The organism is Burkholderia seminalis (genome assembly GCF_001718535.1).
Classification (GTDB): Bacteria; Pseudomonadota; Gammaproteobacteria; order Burkholderiales; family Burkholderiaceae; genus Burkholderia; species Burkholderia seminalis.
In genome coordinates this window covers 678,693-696,747 of record NZ_CP013398.1, presented here as the reverse complement: position 1 = coordinate 696,747, position 18,055 = coordinate 678,693, and the positions used below count along the sequence as shown (strand labels likewise).

The window sequence follows — 18,055 nt, the reverse complement described above, 5'->3', positions numbered from 1 at the left end:
GGCCGTCGCGCGGGCGGTGCGGCGCCGAAACGCCGGCCCCGGCCGCCCGCGCCGCGTACAATAGTGGACTTTTGCACGTCCTCACCGCCTTATGTCCTCGCCCACCCTGTTTGAATTCTTCGCCCCCTGCCCGCGCGGCCTCGAAGCGGCGCTTGCCGCCGAGCTGGCCGAAATCGCCGGCCGCCACCTGAACGGTGCGCCGTTCACCGCGGGCGCGCAGGTGCCGGGCGGCGTCCATTTCAGCGGCGGCTGGGCCGCCGGCATGGCCGCGAACCTCCATTCGCGGATCGCGAGCCGGATCCTGCTGAAGATCGCGCACCGCGCGTACCGCAACGAGCAGGACGTCTATGCGCTCGCGCTCGAGCAGCCGTGGGAGCGCTGGTTCGCCGCCACGCAGACGCTGCGCGTCGACATCACCGCGATCAAGTCGCCGCTGAAGAGCCTCGAGTTCGCGACGCTGCGCGTGAAGGACGCGATCTGCGACCGGATGCGCGACAAGACCGGCGCGCGCCCGAGCATCGACACCGGTGCGCCGGACGTGCGCGTGTTCGCGTTCCTGACGGCCAACGAATGCACGCTGTACCTCGACACGTCGGGCGAGCCGCTGTTCAAGCGCGGCTGGCGCCTCGACAAGGGCGCGGCACCGCTGCGCGAGAACCTCGCGGCCGGCATCCTGCGCCTGACGGGCTGGACGCCCGGCACCGCGCTGTACGACCCGATGTGCGGCAGCGGCACGTTCCTCGCGGAAGCCGCGCAGATCGCGCTCGGCGTCGCGCCCGGCGTCGAACGCCGGTTCGGCTTCGAAAAGCTCAAGCAGTACGACATCACCGCGTGGCAGGGCCTGAAGGTCCCGGCGCTGGACGCGAAGCGCGCGGCGCGCGGCAAGCGCAACGAAGCGCTCGGCGTGTACGGCAGCGACATCTCCGGCGACATGCTCGAGAAGGCGCGCGCGAACCTCGAGCGCGCGGGCGTGCCGTCGGTGTGGCTCAAGCAGGTCGACGCGCGCGGGATGACGCCGCCGTGCGACGCGCCGGGCATCATCCTCGCGAACCCGCCGTACGGCGAGCGGATCGAAGTGCGCGGCCGCAGCGCGCGCGGCGAGGTGCGCGAAACCGGCCGCAACCGCGGCAACGACGATGCGTTCCGACGCACGCACACCGACGCACCGGACAGCGAGTTCTTCAACGTGCTGGGCGATGCGCTGAAGCAGCGCTTCACGGGCTGGCAGGCGTTCCTGCTGACATCCGACCGTTCGCTGCCGGGCCAGCTGCGGCTGCGCGAATCGGCAAAGACCCCGCTGTTCAACGGCGCGCTCGAATGCCGGCTGTTCCGCTTCGACCTGATCGCCGGCAGCGTGAAGGCGCGTCCGGCCGCGCCGGAAGGCGGCGACGCGTAATCCGCGTCCATCGGGGCCGCCCGTGCGGCCGCCGCGGCACCGACAAACGCCGCCGTTACCGCACCCGCGGCAACGGCGGCGTTTCGTTTCAGCGCTTCGACTCCGACCCGCGCGCCATCCTGAATGGCAGTGCACGCCCGGTCTCGAGCAGCGTCTTCAGGCTCGACAGCACGACCGGCCAACCGCCGCGAATCCCGCGATCCCTCTCCGAACCGGGCACGAGCCCGTCGTGCGTGACGATCCGCTTCACGACGCCGGCCTGCGGCTCGACGAGGTAGATCACGCGCGATTCTTCACCCTCCCCCCGACGGCGTGCGCCATGTGACGACCAGCCGGCGCGGCGGACCTTTCTCGATTACCTCGCCGACGATGTCGACCCGCGACGGATCGTCGTCGTCCTGACGTTCCCAGCGCGAGCCCGGCCGCCAACAAAACGAGGTCCATGCCGCTCCCGGGTCAATGGCGTCGTTGCGCAACCCCATGGTTGCATGTCAAGGGTGACAACTCTACTGACAATACGGTGTCAGCAGCCCGCGCTCACACTTCAATCCCGGCGCAATGCAGGCTGGTTTCCACACCGAACCCGAATAACAACGCAACAAGGAGCTCGTCATGACGTCCGCAACGGCCACCGCCACCCTGGAACGCGCAATCGCGTGGTTCGACATCCCGTCCCTCGATTTCGAACGGGCGATCCGCTTTTACGAAACCGTGCTGCAAACCACGTTGCAGCGCGCGATCATCGGCGGCGTGCCGATGGCCACGTTCGATCACGAAGCGTCGAGCACCGGCGGCAGCATCGTGTTCGATCCGCAGCAGATCAAGCCGAGCGCGAACGGCGTGCTCGTCTACCTGAACGCCGGCGAATCGGTCGTCGCGGCGCTCGAACGCGCGAAGCGCGCGGGCGGCGTCGTGCAAGGCTCGGTCGTCGAGCTGCCGAACAACTACGGCTACGTCGGCTACCTGATCGACACCGAAGGCAACCGCGTCGGCCTGCACGCGCCGAAATGCCACTGAGCGCACCGGCCGGCGGCCCGGCGCAGCGCTATCATCGCGAAATCCCCGTAGCCAGAGGAATCGAGGTGCTGTCATGACCCGCCGTGCCGACCGCCTGTTCCAGATCGCCGAGCTGTTGCGCGGGCGTCGTCTCACGACCGCGCAACAGCTGGCCGACTGGCTGTCGGTGTCGCCGCGCACGGTCTATCGCGACGTGCGCGACCTGCAACTGTCGGGGGTGCCGATCGAAGGCGAGGCCGGCATCGGCTACCGGCTGAACCGCAACGCGAGCCTGCCGCCGCTCACGTTCACGGCCGAGGAGCTGGCGGCGCTCGCCACCGGCGCGCGGATGCTCGAAACCTGGGGCGGCGCGCGTTTCGCGAGCGGCGCGCGCTCGGCGCTCGCGAAGATCGCGTCGGCGATGCCGGCCGACAAGCGCACGGCGCTCGACCGCCTGCCGGTGTTCGCGCCGTCGTTCCACATCGACGAGACGTTCTGCGCCAAGGTCGACGCGATCCACCAGGCCATCGACACGCGCCACGTCGTCGGTTTCGACTATCGCGACCGGCTCGGCGCGCATTCGCAACGCCGCGTCTGGCCGCTCGGGCTCGTGTACTGGGGCGGGCGCTGGACGATCGGCGCGTGGTGCGAGCTGCGCGGCGATTTCCGCACCTTCGACATCGCGCGCATGGGCGACATCACCGTGCACGAGCAGTTTCCGGACATGGAAGGGCGGCGGATCGCCGACTACATGCGGATCGCGGAAGCGCCGATGCGCTGACGCGGCACGGCAGCGGGCGTCCACCGCGCAAGGGGCGCACGCCGCCGCCCGCGTTTCCCGGGGCGCCATCCGGCGCCCGGTCCGGCCTTCATTACTCGCCGATTAGCCGCCGAACACCACCGGCCGCTTCGGCCGCTCGTCCACGTGCAGCGAAAACACGTCCGCCCGCGCGTAGTGGCCGACGACGTCGAAGTCGTAACGCGCCCGCACGAGTTCGTCGGTATCGATACGCGCGGTCACGAGCCCGGCCTCGCCGATCAGCGGCTCGGTCAGCAGGTCGCCGAGCGGCCCGACGATCACGCTGCCGCCGCGGATCAGCGGCCGCTCGGGATCCCAGCCCGGCACGTCGATACCGAGCGCGCGCGGCGACGGCTGCACCTGGCACGCGCTCACGACGAAGCAGCGCCCTTCGTGCGCGATGTGCCGCATCGAGTTCTGCCACAGATCGCGCTCGTCGACGGTCGGCGCACACCAGATCTGCACGCCTTTCGCGTACATCGCGCAGCGCAGCAGCGGCATGTGGTTCTCCCAGCAGATCGCCGCGCCCGCGCGGCCGGCTGCCGTCTCGACGACGGGCAGCGTCGAGCCGTCGCCCTGCCCCCAGATCAGCCGTTCGGTGCCGGTCGGCATCAACTTGCGGTGTTTCGCGACGAGCCCGTCGCGCGGATCGAAGAACAGCGCCGTGCAGTACAGCGTGCTGCCGCCGCGCTCGATCACGCCGACCACGAGGCTCGCGCCCGTGCGCTGCGACAGCGCGGCCAGCTCGTCGGTTTCCGGACCCGGCACGTCGATCGCCTGCGCGGCGTAGCGCGCATACGCATCGCGGCCCTCGGGCAGCCGGTAGCCGAGGCGCGTGCCGAAGATCTCGCCTTTCGGATAACCGCCGAGCACGGCCTCGGGCAGCACGACGAGCGACGCGCCGCTGTCGCGGATCGCGGTTTCGTAGCCGAGGATCGTGTCGAGCGTGGCGCGCGTGCCGGCGGGCGATGCGCCGATCTGCAGCGCGGCGATGACTGACGTGGACATGAAGGCGTCTCCGGTGAATGAGGTGACGCCATCTTTATCGATATCATTTCATCGATCAAATCGATACAACGATAACTGACATGAATGCAGATGATATCGCCGGCCTCGACCTGAACCTGCTGAAGGTGTTCGAGGCGCTGTACGAGGAAGGCGGCGCGAGCCGTGCGGCGCTGCGGCTCGACCTCACGCAGTCGGCCGTCAGCGCGGCGCTTGCGCGGCTGCGCGTGATCTACGCCGATCCGCTGTTCGTGCGCACCGGCCGCGGGCTCGCGCCGACGCCGCGCGCGGACGAACTGAAGCCGATCCTGTCCGACGCGCTCGACCGCTGCCGCGAAAGCCTCGCGATCGCGGCCGACAGCGGCGACCGCGTCGGCCGCACGATCTCGGTCGGGCTGTCGGACGACTTCGAGATCGCGCTCGGCCGCGCGTTGATCGATGCGGTCGCGCGGGAAGCCGCGGGCATCCGGCTGATCTTCCGGCAGACCCACAGCGGCATCGCCGGCGACGCGCTGCTGCGGCACGGCGTCGATCTCGCGATCGCGTCGGGCGGGTTCTCGGCGAACGGGCTGAGCCGGCGTGCGGTCGCGACGGGCGGGTACGCCTGCCTGATCGATCCGGCCGCCCGCGCGCAGCCGCCGCGCGCGCTGACGCTCGCCGATTTCCTGCGGCGCGACCACCTGCTCGTGTCGTCGGGCGGCGTGATCGGGATCGTCGACGAGGCGCTGGCCGCGCTCGGCCACAAGCGGCGCGTCGCGGCGTCGACCACGCATTTCGCCGCGTTGCCGTACCTGCTCGCCGGCTCCGACGCGGTCGCGACGATTCCCGCGCACGCGGCGCGCGCGATCGCCCATTCCACGCCGCTGCGCGCGCTTGCCTGCCCGGTCGACCTGCCGCGCTATCCGGTCGAAATCGGCTGGCGCACGAGCACGCAGCGCGACCCGGCGATCGTGCGCGTCCGCGACACGATCGCCGCGTGCGTCACGCGCCTCGTCGCGCCGTGAATGCACGTGCGTCGGGATTGCCGGCCGCGCCGCCGGCGCGTGCCGCACACCACCCGCAACCGCGCTGGCGCCGCTTTCCACCCGGACGACGGCCGTGCCCGCACCTTCCGCACGATCGATCGCGCACGGCCGCGGCGCCCGCCGGCACCGCATCGCCCCTCGACGGCAAGACGCGCGGCTTACGGGGTCGGATTCGCCAGACCAGACGGCCGGCAGCGTTCGGGCGCAACCGGTAAAATGCCGATCCATGAAACCCGAAATCTGGACCCCGCATGTGACGGTCGCCGCGCTCGTCGAGCACGCCGGCCGCTTTCTCGTGATCGAGGAAGAAACCTCGACGGGCCTGCGCATCAACCAGCCGGCAGGCCATCTCGAGGCCGGCGAAACGCTGGCCGACGCCGTGATCCGCGAAACGCTCGAGGAAACCGCGCACCCGTTCACGCCCGACGCGCTCGTCGGCGTCTATCTCGCGCACTACGACCGCCCCGGCACCGCCGGCGCGACCTACCTGCGCTTCACGTTCTGCGGCACGGCCGGCGAACCGGTCGCGGGCCACGTGCTCGACGACGGCATCGTCCGCACGCTGTGGATGACGGCCGACGAACTGCGCGCGTGCAGCGAGCGTCATCGCTCGCCCGCCGTGATGCGCTGCGTCGACGACTATCTCGCCGGGCGGCGCATTCCGCTCGATTTCGTGCACACGCATTCGGTCGCGCCGCGCCCCGAAGCATTCGAACGTCAGGCGGTCAACAAATGAGCAAGCGCCGTGTAGTAGTGGGCATGTCGGGCGGCGTCGATTCGTCGGTGACCGCGTGGCTGTTGAAGGAACAGGGCTACGACGTGGTCGGCCTGTTCATGAAGAACTGGGAAGACGACGACGACGGCGAATACTGCTCGACGCGCCAGGACTGGATCGACGTCGTGTCGGTGGCCGACCTGATCGGCATCGACGTGGAGGCCGTCAACTTCGCCGCCGAATACAAGGACCGCGTGTTCGCCGAGTTCCTGCGCGAATACTCGGCCGGCCGCACGCCGAACCCCGACGTGCTGTGCAACGCCGAGATCAAGTTCAAGGCGTTCCTCGACCACGCGATGTCGCTCGACGCGGAAATGATCGCGACCGGCCACTATGCACGCGTGCGCGAGCGCGACGGACGCTTCGAACTGCTGAAGGCCTTCGATCATACGAAGGACCAGTCGTACTTCCTGCACCGGCTGAACCAGGCGCAACTGTCGAAGACGATGTTCCCGCTCGGCGAGATCCCGAAGACGAAGGTGCGCGAGATCGCCGCGCAGATCGGGCTGCCGAACGCGAAGAAGAAGGATTCGACCGGCATCTGCTTCATCGGCGAACGGCCGTTCCGCGATTTCCTGAACCGCTACCTGCCGACGAAGCCCGGCCCGATGAAGACGCCCGACGGCAAGGTGGTCGGCGAGCACATCGGCCTCGCGTTCTACACGTTCGGCCAGCGCAAGGGCATCGGCCTGGGCGGCAGCAAGAGCGGCAGCGGCGAACCGTGGTTCGTCGCCGCGAAGGACATCGCGTCGAACACGCTGTACGTCGTGCAGGGCCACGATCATCCGTGGCTGCTGTCGCGCCAGCTCGTCGCCGGCAACGTGAGCTGGGTCGCCGGCGAGCCGCCGGCCGACGGCTTCGCGTGCGGCGCGAAAACGCGCTACCGGCAGGCCGACGCCGCCTGCGCGTTCGGCGCGGCCGCGCCCGGCCCGGCAGGCGAAGCGCGCTTCTCGCTCGCGTTCGACGACGCGCAGTGGGCCGTCACGCCCGGCCAGTCGGCCGTGCTGTACGACGGCGAGATCTGCCTCGGCGGCGGCATCATCGAGCTCGCGGCAACCGACGCGCCCGGTCGGGCCGCACCGGCGGAAGGCCACGCACCGGCGCTCGCCGACGCACGCTGACACGTATTCGGTTTAGACTTGCGGCACGCCGCGCCCGGCGGAACACGATTCCGCCGCGGCCGGCGCGCCGCCGCGCAGCGCACGCATGGCGGCATTTCAAGATTCTTATGGAGTCCCCATGCTTTCACGACGCTATCTGGCGATGTGGTGTGCCGTCCTGTTGCTCGTCGCGGCGGCCGCGCTCGCGTCGGCCCACGTGCTGTCCTGGTTGTGGATCATCATCCCCGTCGCCCTCGTCGCGCTCGGCCTGTACGACCTGAAGCAGGACCGTCACGCGATCCTGCGCAACTACCCGCTCTGGGGCCACTTCCGCTTCCTGTTCGAATTCATCCGACCTGAAATCCGCCAGTACTTCGTCGAGGACGACACCGACGAGAAACCGTTCTCGCGTGCGCAGCGCAGCCTCGTGTACCAGCGCGCGAAGAACGTCGCCGACAACCGCCCGTACGGCACCGAGCTGAACGTGAAGGCCGTCGCGCACGAATGGATCAGCCACTCGCTCGCGCCGACGAAACTGCCGAACCACGATTTCCGCATCCGCGTCGGCGCGAATCGCGCGCAACCGTACGACATTTCGATCTTCAACATCTCGGCGATGAGCTTCGGCTCGCTGTCCGCGAACGCGATCCGCTCGCTGAACCTCGGCGCGAAGAAAGGCGGGTTCGCGCACGATACCGGCGAAGGTTCGCTGTCCAAGTACCACCGCGAGAACGGCGGCGACATCATCTGGGAAATCGCGTCCGGCTATTTCGGCTGCCGCAACGAAGACGGCACGTTCAACCCCGACAAGTTCGCGAAGCAGGCCGCCGATCCGCAGGTCAAGATGATCGAGGTGAAGCTGTCGCAGGGCGCGAAGCCCGGCCACGGCGGCGTGCTGCCGGCCGCGAAGATCACGCCGGAAATCGCCGAGACGCGCGGCGTGCCGATGGGCAAGGACTGCATCTCGCCCGCGACGCACTCGGAGTTCTCCACGCCGCGCGGGCTGCTCGAATTCGTCGAACGGCTGCGCACGCTGTCGGGCGGCAAGCCGACCGGCTTCAAGCTGTGCATCGGCCATCCGTGGGAATTCTTCGGCATCGCGAAGGCGATGATCGAGACCGGCATCGTGCCCGACTTCATCGTCGTCGACGGCGCGGAAGGCGGCACCGGCGCGGCGCCGCTCGAATTCACCGACCACGTCGGCGTGCCGCTGCAGGAAGGGCTGCTGCTCGTGCACAACACGCTCGTCGGGATCGGCGTGCGCGACCGCGTGAAGATCGGCGCGAGCGGCAAGATCATCACCGCGTTCGACATCGCCCGCACGCTCGCGATCGGCGCGGACTGGGTGAACTCGGCGCGCGGCTTCATGTTCGCGGTCGGCTGTATCCAGGCGCAGCACTGCCACACCGACCGTTGCCCGACCGGCGTCGCGACGCAGGACCCGGTGCGCCAGCGCGCGCTCGTCGTGCCCGACAAGGCCGAGCGCGTGTACAACTTCCACCGCAATACGCTGCATGCGCTGCAGGAACTCGTGCAGGCGGCCGGCCTCGGCCATCCGTCCGAGCTGCGCGCGCATCACATCGTGCAGCGGGTCGCGCCGCACGAGGTGCGGCTGATGTCGCAGTTGCTGAAGTACCTGAAGCCCGGCGCGCTGCTCGACGGCCGGACCTGCGGCTTCACGCTGTACGACAAGTGGTGGCCGATCGCGCGCAGCGATTCGTTCACGCTCGGCGAGGCCGTGTACGCGTCGATCGAGTGACGCGCGCGGCCGCCCCGTTCCGCCGGCGACCGGCGCGGCAAAAAGAAAAGCGCCCCGCGGGGCGCTTTTCTTTTGTCTGCCGAATGCGTGACTGCGTGGCCGGCCGCTCAGCTCTGCGGCAGCGTGTCGGCGAACGATTGCCGCTGCTGCAGCTTCACGAAATGCTTGTCGAGGTTCGGGTGGCGATCGCGCCAGTTGAGCTCGGGCATCCGGAAATCGAGGTAGCCGAGCGCGCAGCCGAGTGCGATGTCGGCCAGCGTGTAATGATTGCCGACGCACCAGGTCTTGCCGCCGAGGCCCTGCGACATCGCGACGAGACCGTCGTCGATCTTGCGCTGCTGGCGGGCGATCCAGCTCGCGCTGCGCTGCGCCTCGTCGCGCATCGTGTGTTCGACGCGAATCGCGACCGCCGCGTCGAGCACGCCGTCGCCCAGCGCTTCCCAGCAGCGCACCTCGACGCGCTCGCGGCCCGACGGCGGAATCAGCTTGCCGACCGGCGACAGCGTGTCGACGTATTCGCAGATCACGCGGGAATCGAACACCGCGGCACCATCCTCCATCACGAGGCACGGCACCTTGCCGAGCGGGTTCGATGCATGAATATTCGTGTCCGGCGCCCACACGTTCTCGAGCTCCAGCTTGTAGTCGATCTTCTTTTCAGCGAGCACGATCCGCGCCTTGCGGACGTACGGGCTGCCGAGCGAACCGATTAATTTCATCATCTGCCTTTTTTGGGGAACCGCCGAGAGTATACGTTGTCGCCGATCATAACCGGCCGGCGCGGCCGGGTAGAAAATCGCCGGCCCGGCCTGTGGATGGTTTGCAACAACCGCCGCGCGGCCTTCCGGCGCGGCTTCGGGCGCCCCTCTCACGCACCGCGTCGCGCGGCGCTACAATCGCACGATGAATGCGCCCATCGATACCGCCATCGCCGTCGACGTCTACCGCCAGCGCCGTGAACGCGTGCTTGCCGCACTGCGTGCCGCGGGCGGCGGCGTCGCCATCGTTCCCACCGCGCCGGAACTGCTGCGCAACCGCGATACGGCCTACCCGTACCGGTTCGACAGCTACTTCCATTACCTGACCGGCTTCACCGAGCCGGATGCCGTGCTCGTGCTGAACGCGGCCGCGCCGCACGGCGCGCCGGAGTCGATCCTGTTCTGCCGCGGCAAGAACATCGACCGCGAGATCTGGGAAGGCTTTCACTACGGCCCCGAGGCCGCGCGCGACGCGTTCGGCTTCGATGCGGCATTCGCGGTCGACGTGATCGACACCGAGATGCCACGCCTGCTCGCCGACGCGGGCACCGTGCACTACCGGTTCGGCGCATCGGCCGACTTCGACCGCCAGCTCGCCGGCTGGATCGACGCGGTGCGCGCGCTGGCGCGCACGGGCGTCGCCGCGCCGGACGCGCTGCTCGACCTCACGCCGCTGCTCGACGACATGCGGCTCGTGAAGGACGAACACGAACTCGCGATCATGATGCGCGCCGCGCACATCTCCGCGCTCGCGCACCGCCGCGCGATGCAGGCGTGCCGCCCCGGCATCCGCGAATACGAACTCGAGGCCGAGCTGCTGTACCTGTTCCGCAAGCACGGCGCGCAGTCGCCCGCGTACGGCTCGATCGTCGCGGCCGGCGCGAACGCGTGCGTGCTGCACTACCCGGCCGGCAACGCGGCCGCGCGGGACGGCGACCTGATCCTGATCGACGCCGCGTGCGAACTCGACGGCTATGCGTCGGACATCACGCGCACGTTCCCGGCCAACGGGCGCTTCTCGCCCGCGCAGCGCACGCTGTACGACATCGTGCTCGCCGCGCAGCAGGCCGCGATCGATGCGACGCGCGCGGGCGTGCCGTTCGAGGCGCCGCACGATGCGGCCGTGCGCGTGCTCGCGCAGGGGTTGCTCGACACCGGCATCATCCCGAAGGCCCGCTTCTCGAGCGTCGACGACGTGATCGCCGAGCGCGCGTACACGCGCTTCTACATGCACCGCACGGGCCACTGGCTCGGGATGGACGTGCACGACTGCGGCGACTACCGCGAGCGGCTCGCCGCGCGTGACGCCAACGGCGCGCTGCCGTGGCGCACGCTGAAGCCCGGCATGACGCTGACGGTCGAGCCCGGCCTGTACGTGCGCGCGGCCGACGACGTGCCGCCCGAGTACTGGAACATCGGCATCCGCATCGAGGACGACGCGATCGTGCGCGAGCACGGCTGCGAACTGATCACGCGCGGCGTGCCGGTCGACGCCGACGAGATCGAAGCGCTGATGCGCGCGGGCGCATGACCGGCCGCCGACCGATACCACCGTTTCACGAATCAAGATGACGACCGCTTCCCCCCCGGCCACGCCGGACTACGACCTCGCCATCGTCGGCGCGGGCCCCGTCGGGCTCGCGCTCGCCGGCTGGCTCGCGCGCCGCAGCGCGACGCAGCGCGCATCGATCGCGCTGATCGATGCGCGCGAACCGGCCGCGACCGCGAACGACCCGCGCGCGATCGCCGTGTCGCACGGCAGCCGCGTGCTGCTCGACACGCTCGCGTGGCCCGCCGATGCGACACCGATCGAACATATCCACGTGTCGCAGCGCGGCCATTTCGGCCGCACGCTGATCGACCGCGACGAACACGATGTCGCCGCGCTCGGCTATGTCGTGCGCTACGGCTCGATCGTGCAGGCGCTCGCCGGCGCCGTGCGCGGCACGCGGATCGACTGGCTCACGTCGACCACCGCACGCGCGCCGCAACAGGACGCCGACGGCGTCACGCTGACGCTCGACGGCCCGCAGGGCGAGCGCACGCTGCGCGCGCGCATCGTGATCAATGCCGAAGGCGGGCTGTTCCACGAACAGCAGGCCGATACGGCCAAGCACCGCCGCGACTACGGACAGACGGCGCTCGTCGGCACGGTCACGGTATCGGCACCGCGCCCGAACGTCGCGTGGGAACGCTTCACGCACGAAGGTCCGCTCGCGCTGCTGCCGCTCGGCGGCCCACGCCAGGCCGACTACTCGCTCGTCTGGTGCTGCACGCCCGACGAAGCGGCACGACGTGCCGCGCTGCCCGACGACGCGTTCCTGCGCGAGCTCGGCAGCGTGTTCGGCGAACGCATGGGCGACTTCGTCGCGATCGCCGGACGCGCGTCGTTCCCGCTCGGGCTGAACGCCGCGCAGACCCTGGTCAGCGGCCGCGTCGCGTTCGTCGGCAACGCCGCGCAAACCCTGCACCCCGTCGCGGGCCAGGGGCTCAACCTCGGGCTGCGCGATGCGCATACGCTCGTCGACGTGCTGTCCGCGCAAGGCTTCGAAGCAACCGCGCTCGCGGCCTTCAACGCGCGCCGCGCGCTCGACCGGCGCTTCACGATCGGCGCGACCGACACGCTGGCGCGGCTGTTTACGATCGATTCGGGCCCGCTTCCGCTGCTGCGCGGCGCGGCCCTCACCGCGCTCGAATTCGTGCCGCCGCTCAAGAAGGCGATCGCGCGCCAGATGATGTTCGGCCAGCGCAACTGACGCGCCCAGCACCGCGCGGTTGCGCGCGGCCACGCCAGGCAAACCGGGTCAAATCGGCGGGGCATGGGAATACGGTAAAATGCTCGTTTTCCGTCTTCCCTTCCCCTGCCCGCGCCAGTCGCGGGCGGTGCCATTGCGATGCCCGTTATCGGCCCTCACGTATTGCGTAACAACCTGTTCGTCGCCCCGATGGCCGGCGTGACGGATCGTCCGTTCCGCCAGCTGTGCAAGCGGCTGGGGGCCGGTTACGCCGTGTCCGAGATGGTCGCGTCCAACGCGCAGCTGTGGAAAAGCGCGAAGACGATGCGGCGCGCGAACCACGAAGGCGAGGTCGAACCGATCGCGGTGCAGATCGCCGGCGCCGATCCGGCGATGATGGCCGAGGCGGCCCGCTACAACGTCGACAACGGCGCGCAGATCATCGACATCAACATGGGCTGCCCGGCGAAAAAGGTCTGCAACGTCGCGGCCGGCTCCGCGCTGCTGCAGAACGAGCCGCTCGTGCAGCGGATCGTCGAGGCCGTCGTCGCGGCGGTCGGCACGGGGCCCGATGCGGTGCCCGTCACGCTGAAGATCCGCACCGGCTGGGACCGCGAGCACAAGAACGCGATCACGGTCGCGCGCCTCGCCGAAGCGGCCGGCATCTCGATGCTCACCGTGCACGGCCGCACGCGCGCCGACCTGTACCGCGGCGACGCCGAATACGACACCATCGCGGCCGTGAAGGCGGCCGTTCGGATTCCGGTCGTCGCAAACGGCGACATCACGTCGCCCGCGAAGGCGAAGGCCGTGCTCGATGCAACGGGCGCCGACGCGCTGATGATCGGTCGTGCCGCGCAAGGCCGGCCGTGGCTGTTCCGCGAAATCGATCATTTCCTGCAAACCGGCGAGCTGCTGCCCCCGCCGCGGATCGACGAGATCCAGCACGTGATGAACGAACACCTGGAAGACCACTACGCTTTCTATGGTGAATTCACGGGCGTCCGTACTGCGCGCAAGCACATCGGCTGGTACACTCGCGGCCTTTCCGGCGCCAACGGGTTCCGGCACAGGATGAACACGCTCGATTCCACCCGCGAGCAGCTCGCCGCCGTCAATGCCTTCTTCGAGGCGCAAAAGGCGCTGTCGGACCACCTCGTCTACGTCGATGACGAAGAGGAAAACAGCCAGGGCGAGTCGGACGACCATAACCAGTTAGCAGCATGAGCAAGCACAACATCGAACAATGTGTCCGCGAGAGCCTGGACGTGTATTTCCGGGATCTAGACGGCTCCAATCCGCACGACGTCTATGAAATGGTGATGTCCTGCGTCGAAAAGCCGATGCTCGAGGTCGTGCTCGTACAGGCGGGCGGCAACCAGTCGCTCGCCGCGGAGTACCTCGGCATCAACCGCAACACGCTGCGCAAGAAGCTGCAGCAGCACGGCCTGCTGTAGCCGGCCGTCCCGTCCCCGTTTCCCTGGCTATTGGTGGTTCCATCATGATCAAGCAAGCGCTCATTTCCGTTTCCGACAAGACCGGCATCGTCGACTTCGCGAAGTCGCTGTCCGACCTCGGCGTCAAGCTGCTGTCGACGGGCGGTACCGCGAAACTCCTCGCCGACGCCGGCCTGCCCGTTACCGAAGTGGCCGACTACACGGGCTTCCCGGAAATGCTCGATGGGCGCGTGAAGACGCTTCACCCGAAGGTGCACGGCGGCATCCTCGCGCGCCGCGACCTGCCCGAGCACATGCAGGCGCTGGAGCAGCACGGCATCCCGACGATCGACCTGCTCGTCGTGAACCTGTACCCGTTCGTCGCGACGATCGCGAAGGACGATTGCACGCTCGCCGACGCGATCGAGAACATCGACATCGGCGGCCCGACGATGCTGCGCTCGGCCGCGAAGAACCACCGCGACGTGACGGTCGTCGTCGATCCGGCCGACTACGCGGTCGTGCTCGATGAAATGAAGGCGAACGGCAATACGGTCGGCTACCCGACCAACTTCCGCCTCGCGACGAAGGTGTTCGCGCACACCGCGCAATACGACGGCGCGATCACGAACTACCTGACGAGCCTGACCGACGAGCTGCAGCACGCGTCGCGCAGCACGTACCCGGCCACGCTGAACATGGCGTTCGACAAGGTGCAGGACCTGCGCTATGGCGAGAACCCGCACCAGAGCGCGGCGTTCTACCGCGACCTCGCGACGCCGGCCGGCGCACTGGCGAACTACCGCCAGTTGCAGGGCAAGGAACTGTCGTACAACAACATCGCGGATTCGGACGCGGCGTGGGAATGCGTGAAGACGTTCGACGCGCCGGCCTGCGTGATCATCAAGCATGCGAACCCGTGCGGCGTCGCGGTCGGCAACGACTCGGCCGACGCATACGCGAAGGCGTTCCAGACGGATCCGACTTCCGCATTCGGCGGCATCATCGCGTTCAACCGCGAAGTCGACGAAGCAGCCGCGCAGGCAGTCGCGAAGCAGTTCGTCGAAGTGCTGATCGCCCCGTCGTTCTCCGACGCCGCGAAGCAGGTGTTCGCCGCGAAGCAGAACGTGCGCCTGCTCGAGATCGCGCTCGGCGACGGCCATAACGCCTTCGACCTGAAGCGCGTGGGCGGCGGCCTGCTCGTGCAGTCGCTCGATTCGCGGAACGTGCAGCCGAGCGAGCTGCGCGTCGTCACGAAGCGCCAGCCGACCGCGAAGGAAATGGACGACCTGCTGTTCGCGTGGCGCGTCGCCAAGTACGTGAAGTCGAACGCGATCGTGTTCTGCGGCAACGGCATGACGCTCGGCGTCGGCGCCGGCCAGATGAGCCGCGTCGATTCGGCACGCATCGCAAGCATCAAGGCGCAGAACGCGGGCCTCACGCTGGCCGGTTCGGCGGTCGCGTCGGATGCGTTCTTCCCGTTCCGCGACGGCCTCGACGTCGTGGTGGCCGCAGGCGCGACCTGCGTGATCCAGCCGGGCGGCTCGATGCGCGACGACGAAGTGATCGCGGCGGCCGACGAGCACGGCATCGCGATGGTCCTGACGGGCGTGCGCCACTTCCGTCACTGATCGCATGCGGCCCGCGCGGGCCGAACACGAAAACCCGGCGGCGTCGCACCCGCCGGGTTTTTTATTGCGCGGCGCCTTCGCCCGCAACCGGGCGGCCGGCGCGTCGCACCATTCGTTGTAGTATCGCTGCATCGGGCAACTCTCCTCACTCATGCGAATTCTCGGCATCGACCCCGGCCTGCGCGTCACCGGCTTCGGCGTCATCGACGTCAGCGGCCACCGGCTCGCCTATGTCACGAGCGGCGTGATCCGCACGCCGACGGCCGACCTGGCCACCCGGCTCGGCACGATCTTCCAGGGCGTCTCGACGATCGTGCGCGAACATGCGCCCGACCAGGCCGCGATCGAAAAGGTGTTCGTCAACGTGAACCCGCAGTCGACGCTGCTGCTCGGCCAGGCGCGCGGCGCCGCGATCTGCGGCCTCGTCGCGGGCGGCCTGCCGGTCGCCGAATACACGGCGCTGCAGCTGAAGCAGGCGGTGGTCGGCTACGGCCGCGCGACCAAGACGCAGATGCAGGAGATGGTCACGCGCCTGCTCAATCTCTCCGGCCAGCCGGGCTCGGACGCGGCCGACGCGCTCGGCATGGCGATCTGCCATGCGCACAGCGGCAACACGCTCAGCACGCTTGGCGGCCTCGCGCCGGCGCTCGCACAGAAAGGGCTGCGCGTGCGGCGCGGGCGACTGGTCGGCTGACCCCGGCGCGCGCGGTCACCCGGCATGCCGGTTCGGTGCCGCGACCGTCCCGAGCGCGCACGGCGCACCCACGACACGTATCGCCTCGGCCTGACGGCCGGGCCCATCGGCATTGCGCCGCGCGTGCGCTACACTCGCGCTTTATTCCTCTCGTCCCGCCCTCCATGATCGGTCGCATCGCCGGCATCCTGCTCGAAAAGAACCCGCCTCATCTGCTCGTCGACTGCAACGGCGTCGGCTACGAAATCGACGTGCCGATGAGCACCTTCTACAACCTGCCGCAGACGGGCGAGCGCATCGTGCTGCTCACGCAGCAGATCGTCCGCGAGGACGCGCATCTGTTGTACGGCTTCCTGACGCCGCAGGAGCGCACGACCTTCCGCGAGCTGCTGAAGATCACCGGCATCGGCGCACGCATGGCGCTCGCCGTGCTGTCCGGCATGAGCGTGCAGGAGCTCGCGCAGGCCGTGACGATGCAGGACGCCGCGCGCCTCACCCGCCTGCCCGGCATCGGCAAGAAGACGGCCGAACGCCTGCTGCTCGAGCTGAAGGGCAAGCTCGGCGCCGACCTCGGTGCGCTTGCCGGCGCCGCGTCGCCGTCCGATCACGCGACCGACATCCTCAACGCGCTGCTCGCGCTCGGCTACTCCGAGAAGGAAGGCCTGGCCGCGATCAAGAACGTGCCGGCCGGCACCGGTGTGTCGGAAGGCATCAAGCTCGCGCTGAAGGCGCTGTCGAAGGCGTAACGCGCGGTCGATCCGGCCGTCGAAACCAGTGTCGCGCGGCGCCGCGCCGCGCGCCAGTCGGCCGTTCGGCCAGGTGGGCCGGACCGCGTCGCGCGGTACAATGGCCGCATGATCGAAACCGACAAACTCGCCACCGAGCAGCGGATCATCGCCGCCACGCCCGCCTCGTCGCACGAGGAGGTGTTCGAACGTGCGCTGCGGCCGCGCCAGCTCGACGACTACGTCGGCCAGGAAAAGGTGCGCGGCCAGCTCGAGATCTTCATCGAAGCCGCCAAGCGCCGCTCCGAGCCGCTCGACCACGTGCTGCTGTTCGGGCCGCCGGGCCTCGGCAAGACGACGCTCGCGCACATCATCGCGCGCGAAATGGGCGTGAACCTGCGCCAGACGTCCGGCCCCGTGCTCGAGCGCGCGGGCGATCTCGCCGCGCTGCTGACCAACCTCGAAGCCAACGACGTGCTGTTCATCGACGAGATCCACCGGCTGTCGCCGGTCGTCGAGGAAATCCTGTATCCGGCGCTCGAGGATTACCAGATCGACATCATGATCGGCGAAGGCCCGGCCGCGCGCAGCGTGAAGCTCGACCTGCAGCCGTTCACGCTGGTCGGCGCGACCACCCGCGCGGGGATGCTGACCAACCCGCTGCGCGACCGTTTCGGGATCGTCGCCCGGCTCGAGTTCTACGATGCCGATCAACTGTCGCGCATCGTGCGGCGCTCGGCGTCGCTGCTGAATGCGCAGATCGATCCGAACGGCGCGCTGGAAATCGCGAAGCGCTCGCGCGGCACGCCGCGGATCGCGAACCGGCTGCTGCGCCGCGTGCGCGACTTCGCCGAAGTGAAGGCCGACGGCCAGATCACCGCGGCCGTGGCCGATGCCGCGCTCGCGATGCTCGACGTCGATCCGGTCGGCTTCGACCTGATGGACCGCAAGCTGCTCGAAGCGATCCTGTACAAGTTCGACGGCGGCCCGGTCGGCATCGACAACCTCGCGGCCGCGATCGGCGAGGAGCGCGACACGATCGAGGACGTGCTCGAACCGTACCTGATCCAGCAGGGCTTCCTGCAGCGCACGCCGCGCGGGCGCGTCGCCACGCTGCTCACCTATCGCCACTTCGGACTGTCGGTGCCCGACGCCCGCCGCCCCGAACGCGACGAGTGGGATACCCCCGACGGAAAGTGATCCGTCACCCGAGCCCCCGCC

General features: G+C 69.1%; 17 protein-coding genes and 1 pseudogene. 15 read left to right on the top strand and 3 right to left on the bottom strand.

The window, feature by feature from the left end:
- The first annotated feature begins 91 nt into the window (after positions 1-91).
- The gene (locus WJ12_RS03155; protein ID WP_034187133.1) at positions 92-1,396 is read left to right on the top strand and encodes a THUMP domain-containing class I SAM-dependent RNA methyltransferase; all 1,305 of its coding nucleotides are present in this window, start codon (positions 92-94) and stop codon (positions 1,394-1,396) included.
- A gap of 88 nt (positions 1,397-1,484) precedes the next feature.
- Here WJ12_RS03155 and WJ12_RS36705 read toward each other — a convergent pair.
- Positions 1,485-1,878: pseudogene (locus tag WJ12_RS36705) on the bottom strand (SRPBCC domain-containing protein).
- A 130-nt stretch (positions 1,879-2,008) separates the two neighbouring features.
- On the opposite strand from WJ12_RS36705, the gene WJ12_RS03145 reads away from it, so the two are divergent.
- Both WJ12_RS03145 and WJ12_RS03140 read left to right on the top strand, forming a co-directional pair.
- The gene (locus WJ12_RS03145; protein WP_034187132.1) at positions 2,009-2,413 is read left to right on the top strand and encodes a VOC family protein; all 405 of its coding nucleotides are present in this window, start codon (positions 2,009-2,011) and stop codon (positions 2,411-2,413) included.
- Positions 2,414-2,486: 73 nt separating this feature from the next.
- A complete protein-coding gene (locus WJ12_RS03140) occupies positions 2,487-3,173 on the top strand; it encodes a helix-turn-helix transcriptional regulator (protein ID WP_034187131.1) in 687 nt (228 codons plus the stop codon).
- A gap of 102 nt (positions 3,174-3,275) precedes the next feature.
- On the opposite strand, the gene WJ12_RS03135 is transcribed toward WJ12_RS03140, so the two are convergent.
- Positions 3,276-4,199, bottom strand: coding sequence for a carbon-nitrogen hydrolase family protein (locus WJ12_RS03135; protein ID WP_059557342.1), 924 nt, complete (start codon positions 4,197-4,199; stop codon positions 3,276-3,278).
- Positions 4,200-4,279: 80 nt separating this feature from the next.
- On the opposite strand from WJ12_RS03135, the gene WJ12_RS03130 reads away from it, so the two are divergent.
- From WJ12_RS03130 to WJ12_RS03115, 4 genes are all read left to right on the top strand, one after another.
- Positions 4,280-5,200, top strand: coding sequence for a LysR family transcriptional regulator (locus tag WJ12_RS03130; protein WP_034187129.1), 921 nt, complete (start codon positions 4,280-4,282; stop codon positions 5,198-5,200).
- Positions 5,201-5,447: 247 nt separating this feature from the next.
- Positions 5,448-5,957 carry an NUDIX hydrolase gene (locus WJ12_RS03125; RefSeq protein ID WP_049030822.1) on the top strand — a complete coding sequence of 170 codons (510 nt, stop codon included), beginning with the start codon at positions 5,448-5,450 and terminating at the stop codon, positions 5,955-5,957.
- Complete coding sequence (gene mnmA / locus WJ12_RS03120) at positions 5,954-7,117, top strand: tRNA 2-thiouridine(34) synthase MnmA (protein WP_034187127.1); 1,164 nt, start codon at positions 5,954-5,956, stop codon at positions 7,115-7,117. The genes WJ12_RS03125 and mnmA overlap by 4 nt, the downstream gene beginning before the upstream one ends.
- A gap of 118 nt (positions 7,118-7,235) precedes the next feature.
- Positions 7,236-8,855, top strand: coding sequence for an FMN-binding glutamate synthase family protein (locus tag WJ12_RS03115; protein ID WP_034187126.1), 1,620 nt, complete (start codon positions 7,236-7,238; stop codon positions 8,853-8,855).
- Positions 8,856-8,962: 107 nt separating this feature from the next.
- On the opposite strand, the gene WJ12_RS03110 is transcribed toward WJ12_RS03115, so the two are convergent.
- Positions 8,963-9,577, bottom strand: coding sequence for a glutathione S-transferase family protein (locus WJ12_RS03110; protein WP_034187125.1), 615 nt, complete (start codon positions 9,575-9,577; stop codon positions 8,963-8,965).
- 181 nt (positions 9,578-9,758) lie between these two features.
- Here WJ12_RS03110 and WJ12_RS03105 point away from each other — a divergent pair, with 181 nt between their 5' ends.
- From WJ12_RS03105 to ruvB, 8 genes are all read left to right on the top strand, one after another.
- Entirely contained in the window at positions 9,759-11,144 is a 1,386-nt protein-coding gene (locus WJ12_RS03105; RefSeq protein WP_034187124.1) for an aminopeptidase P N-terminal domain-containing protein, read from the top strand.
- Positions 11,145-11,181: 37 nt separating this feature from the next.
- Entirely contained in the window at positions 11,182-12,369 is a 1,188-nt protein-coding gene (locus tag WJ12_RS03100; RefSeq protein ID WP_059557344.1) for a UbiH/UbiF/VisC/COQ6 family ubiquinone biosynthesis hydroxylase, read from the top strand.
- A gap of 138 nt (positions 12,370-12,507) precedes the next feature.
- Positions 12,508-13,575 (top strand): tRNA dihydrouridine synthase DusB, encoded by a 1,068-nt coding sequence (gene dusB / locus WJ12_RS03095; RefSeq protein ID WP_059557346.1) that lies wholly within the window; start codon positions 12,508-12,510, stop codon positions 13,573-13,575.
- Positions 13,572-13,805 (top strand): Fis family transcriptional regulator, encoded by a 234-nt coding sequence (locus WJ12_RS03090; protein WP_006476892.1) that lies wholly within the window; start codon positions 13,572-13,574, stop codon positions 13,803-13,805. The genes dusB and WJ12_RS03090 overlap by 4 nt, the downstream gene beginning before the upstream one ends.
- A gap of 44 nt (positions 13,806-13,849) precedes the next feature.
- Positions 13,850-15,415 (top strand): bifunctional phosphoribosylaminoimidazolecarboxamide formyltransferase/IMP cyclohydrolase, encoded by a 1,566-nt coding sequence (gene purH / locus WJ12_RS03085; protein WP_034187122.1) that lies wholly within the window; start codon positions 13,850-13,852, stop codon positions 15,413-15,415.
- Between the two features lie 151 nt (positions 15,416-15,566).
- Complete coding sequence (gene ruvC, locus WJ12_RS03080) at positions 15,567-16,109, top strand: crossover junction endodeoxyribonuclease RuvC (RefSeq protein ID WP_059557348.1); 543 nt, start codon at positions 15,567-15,569, stop codon at positions 16,107-16,109.
- Positions 16,110-16,273: 164 nt separating this feature from the next.
- The gene (gene ruvA, locus WJ12_RS03075) at positions 16,274-16,855 is read left to right on the top strand and encodes a Holliday junction branch migration protein RuvA (RefSeq protein ID WP_031402135.1); all 582 of its coding nucleotides are present in this window, start codon (positions 16,274-16,276) and stop codon (positions 16,853-16,855) included.
- A 108-nt stretch (positions 16,856-16,963) separates the two neighbouring features.
- Complete coding sequence (gene ruvB, locus WJ12_RS03070; RefSeq protein ID WP_006483430.1) at positions 16,964-18,034, top strand: Holliday junction branch migration DNA helicase RuvB; 1,071 nt, start codon at positions 16,964-16,966, stop codon at positions 18,032-18,034.
- Positions 18,035-18,055 lie beyond the last annotated feature (21 nt).